Here is a 1037-nt window from a genome sequence, read left to right on the forward strand (position 1 = left end):
AGCTATGTTGCGTTTAAGGGTTGAAGTGAAGAAATTCTAAAATTTTGTTGCCCAGTCGATCAGATGTTAGAGCATTGATGCCAGTTAAAGCCCTTCTCCATCCCAGATAGTGTGATAGATATTTTGTCGCAACTCCGTGAAAAATCCCTGTAATCCACTGCTTCAGGTGGCTGTGGTATGCATTCACATGCTGTAAGTGAAAAACACCTTCTATCACCCGTATTCCAGAGGATGACACCAGCTCCTTAAAAGTAAATCCTAACGCTCTCGCAAGCTTTTCATGTGCAAGACTGGCATCGGCACATACGACAGTTTCAATATTTATCCGACCATTTAAATGGCGACAGAGTTCATCAGCGCTCTCATTTTTCAATACACCATCAACCGTCTGACTTCCTCGGTCTCTAGCTACCATGACTGGTATTTTTCGACAGTCTGTCTTTTTATCACTACCTCGTTTCCTCGCGGGTCTTGGCAGGCCTTTTTTTTGACCTTTAAAAGATTCACGAAAAAAAGTTTCATCGAGTTCGGCAATACCACTGAGTTCTGGTGCCTGATCATGCTCAATGACCTGTAAAAAACGATGTCGCCAACGGAATGATGTATTTAACGAAACTCCGCATTGCTTGGCAGCCGGGCGAAGCGTTAAAGAGTGGGTCATTCCCTCAAGATATTTCGGCCATGCTTCAGGGCGTCTTAAACGGGCCAAAGGTGTTTTGGAAAAAGCGTTCAGTGTTTTTCGGCAAATCTTGCACCGAAATCGTTGGCGTTTGTTCCTTTTCCCCCAGCGCTGAAGGGCTTCAGATCCACAATGAGGACATTTTGGAGCCCGTACAAAACTATCCTCAATAGACTTTGCAATATCGGAAGGAGAATTTTGCTCTGATAGAGCATTGATAAGAGTATTTCGCTGCTGGCTGCTTAATAACGGCACAGCATTAAGAAGATCTTGAAACTGTTGGGGCTTCATAACGTAGCCTCCCATTGCAGGGGATCACGACAGTTTAGACCTATCAACCTTTAAAACAAACATAGCC

The 1037-nt window shown here is 44.2% G+C and carries 1 protein-coding gene; it reads right to left on the reverse strand.

What is annotated here, in order from left to right; genetic code table 11:
• Positions 1-13: 13 nt before the first annotated feature.
• Positions 14-970, reverse strand: a complete 957-nt coding sequence (locus ACO6VE_RS24645; protein ID WP_422464165.1) for an IS1595 family transposase — start codon at positions 968-970, stop codon at positions 14-16.
• Between the last annotated feature and the right edge of the window lie 67 nt (positions 971-1037).

The sequence above is a fragment of the Endozoicomonas sp. ALB115 genome (assembly GCF_049310245.1).
Lineage (GTDB): Bacteria > Pseudomonadota > Gammaproteobacteria > Pseudomonadales > Endozoicomonadaceae > Endozoicomonas.